Genomic DNA, 3194 nt, shown 5'->3' on the forward strand with positions numbered 1-3194 from the left:
GACCGATATCCGCGCCGCCCTTGCCGACCGCATCGAGATCCGGCGCGAGACAAGCTTCGATCGCGACCGGCGCGCCGTGCGCGTGCGCGAGACAGCCCGGCTCGGCGCCATCACACTGGCCGAGCGCATGCTGCCGGCGCCGTCCGGCGTCGACGCGGATCGGGCGATCCTCGAGGCCCTGCGTGAGCATGGCCTGTCGCTGCTCGACTGGGGCAAGGAGGCCGAGACGCTGCGGCAGCGGCTCGGCTGGCTCAATCGCGGCCTCGGCGCACCCTGGCCCGATGTTTCCGACGCCGCCCTGCTCGACCGTATCGAGGACTGGCTGCTGCCGTTTCTGACGGGCGCGGCGTCCTTTGCCGCGATCAATTCCGGCGCCCTGTCGGCCGGCCTCATGTCATTGGTGCCGCACGAACTGCAGCGCAAGGTCGAGGCGCTGGCGCCGACCCATTTCGATGCGCCGTCGGGCAGCCATGTGCCGATCCGCTATGATGGCGAATGGCCGGTGCTGGCGGTGCGCGTACAGGAGCTGTTCGGCCTCGACAGGCATCCGGCGATCGCCAATGGAACCGTGCCGCTGACGCTCGAACTCCTCTCGCCGGCGCACCGGCCGATCCAGACGACGCGCGACCTGCCCGGCTTCTGGCGCGGCTCGTGGGCGGATGTGCGCACCGACATGCGCGGCCGCTATCCCCGACATGTCTGGCCGGAAAACCCACTCACCACCGCCGCCACCAGCCGCGCCAAGCCACGCGGAACCTAGTCCTGGCAAAAGCTTGGGCAGTCCGTCCTGGTGGCCCTCAGCCGTCAAGTCCCCGCTACAGCGCTACTAGCGCTTACCCTCCTGCGGCGATAATCGTAATCCATGATCAACATCCTGCGCTCACCGGACTTCCAGCAAAGCCAGAGGCTGCGGCTCAACACGCTGATCCGGCTACGCTGGCTGGCCATCGTCGGCCAGAGCCTGACGGTGCTCGTCGTCGCCTATGGGCTGAAATTCCCGTTGTCCGTCAGCATGTGCTTCGCGCTGATCGCCTGTTCGGCTTGGATGAACCTGTGGCTGACCTTCCGCTACCCGGCGGCGCACCGGCTCACCCCGCTCTCGGCGTTCGCCATCCTGACCGTCGACAGCCTGCAGCTGGCCGGCCTGCTCTACATGACCGGCGGTCTCACCAATCCGTTCTCGGTGCTGCTCAGCGTACCCGTCGTCATCTCGGCGGCGTCGCTGCCGCTGCGCCTCACCGCGGTGCTGGGGGCGCTGGTCATGGTGGCGGCCACGCTTCTGGGCTTCTTCCACCAGCCGCTGCCCTGGTACGAGGGGGCGCCCCTGGAAATGCCCTTCATCTATGTCGCCGGCATGTGGATGGCGGTGTTCGCCTCGATCGCCTTCACCGCCATCTACGCCTTCCGCGTCGCCGAGGAAGCGCGCCTGCTTGCCAACGCGCTCGCCGCCACCGAGCTGGTGTTGCAGCGCGAGCAGCATCTGTCGGCACTGGACGGGCTCGCCGCCGCCGCGGCGCATGAGCTCGGCACGCCGCTTGCCACCATCACGCTGGTCGCCAAGGAAATGGAGAAGGCGCTCGGTGAGGACATGAAATTTGCCGAGGACGTGAAGCTGCTGCGCTCGCAGAGCGAGCGCTGCCGCGAGATCCTGAAGCGGCTGACCAGCCTGTCCTCCGAGGGCGAGGCGCATCTGTCGCGTCTGCCGCTGACTTCGCTGGTGGAGGAGGTGACGGCCCCGCACCGCGATTTCGGCATATCGATCAAGCTGCGGCCCGGCGAGCGCATCGGCCCCGAGCCGGTCGGGCGGCGCAATCCAGGTGTCATCTACGGCCTTGGCAATCTGGTCGAGAACGCCGTCGACTTCGCCCGCAAGACCGTCACCGTCAGCTGGAGCTGGGACGACGCCGAAGTTATCTTTTCGATAATCGATGACGGGCCGGGCTTCCCGCCGGAGATCATCGACCGCATCGGCGAACCCTATATGTCGACGCGGCAAGGCACAGAAGCCGGCGGCGGCCTCGGGCTCGGCCTGTTCATAGCCAAGACCTTGCTGGAGCGCTCCGGCGCCACGCTGGATTTCCGTAATTCGAGCGGGTTGGGCGAAGGCGCCGTGGTGCAGATATCCTGGCCGCGCGGCGTCTTTCTCAACCCCGAATCGTCTTCGAGCATGTTCGACACCGCCTGAAACCACGCTTTAACCTGCATGGTGGCCTCATCGGGGCCGGTTGCGGGCTCTTAAAATTGGACAATAGTGGCGCGGAACTGTATCTGCGTAAGCTTAAGGCAGCAGGAATTCTGGACACCATGAGTGGAGACGAAACGACTGGCGCAATGGTTGAGGGCGAGGACACCTCGCTGCTGATCGTCGACGACGACAAGCCGTTCCTGACCCGGCTCGCCCGCGCCATGGAAACCAGGGGCTTCGTCGTCGAGACTGCCGAGAGCGTCGAGGAGGCGGTCGCCAGGGCGCGCGCCCATCCGCCGGCCTACGCCGTGGTCGACATGCGGCTCGGCGACGGCAACGGCCTCGATGTCATCGCCGCCATCCGCGAGAAGCGCGACGACGCCCGTGCCGTCATCCTCACCGGCTACGGCAATATCGCCACCGCCGTCACCGCCGTGAAGCTCGGCGCCATCGACTATCTTTCCAAGCCGGCCGACGCCGACGATGTCTTCGCCGCGCTCACCCGTACCTCCGGCGAACGCGCCGCGCCGCCGGAAAATCCGATGTCGGCCGACCGCGTGCGCTGGGAGCACATCCAGCGCGTCTACGAAATGTGCGACCGCAACGTCTCGGAAACCGCGCGCCGGCTCAACATGCACCGCCGCACCCTGCAGCGGATTCTCGCCAAGCGCGCGCCGCGTTAGGATCGTCAAGCGCACAGGGCAAAGCCTCGGAAACGGCGAATTCAGTTTTGTGGTGAGCATCGATATTCGCCGAAGTCAGCGCTGCCCCTCATCGCCCTGCCGGGCAGTTCTCCCCGTATAGTGACGGGGAGAAGGCGGACGGCCGCAACGTCGGCTCTCATCTGCAACGTCGGAGATTTGCGAAGTCATCGGCCACAGCTGTCCAGCCGATAGATGGGTAACAGTTTGAACCGGATACATAGGTAACAGTTCTCCCCCTATTTGTCCGCTGCAGCGCCAAGCGGATTGGTTAGCGCGGCGCTGCAGCGGACAAGCGTCATACGCCT

3 protein-coding genes are annotated in these 3194 nt (G+C 66.2%); all 3 read left to right on the forward strand.

What is annotated here, in order from left to right:
* A partial coding sequence (locus EN742_RS29350; RefSeq protein WP_281035015.1) for an ATP-dependent helicase C-terminal domain-containing protein occupies nt 1-760 on the forward strand: 760 nt, incomplete at its 5' end.
* 102 nt (nt 761-862) lie between these two features.
* A complete protein-coding gene (locus tag EN742_RS29355; protein WP_126056823.1) occupies nt 863-2185 on the forward strand; it encodes an ActS/PrrB/RegB family redox-sensitive histidine kinase in 1323 nt (440 codons plus the stop codon).
* A gap of 119 nt (nt 2186-2304) precedes the next feature.
* A complete protein-coding gene (locus tag EN742_RS29360; protein ID WP_127405771.1) occupies nt 2305-2868 on the forward strand; it encodes an ActR/PrrA/RegA family redox response regulator transcription factor in 564 nt (187 codons plus the stop codon).
* Nucleotides 2869-3194 lie beyond the last annotated feature (326 nt).

The organism is Mesorhizobium sp. M4A.F.Ca.ET.020.02.1.1 (assembly GCF_004022645.1).
Lineage (GTDB): Bacteria > Pseudomonadota > Alphaproteobacteria > Rhizobiales > Rhizobiaceae > Mesorhizobium.

What these genes read in the sequence shown, in the direction of transcription:
- EN742_RS29355 (WP_126056823.1), top strand. Translation starts at nt 863, where the DNA reads ATGATCAACATCCTGCGCTCACCGGACTTCCAGCAAAGCCAGAGGCTG.
- EN742_RS29360 (WP_127405771.1), top strand. Translation starts at nt 2,305, where the DNA reads ATGAGTGGAGACGAAACGACTGGCGCAATGGTTGAGGGCGAGGACACC.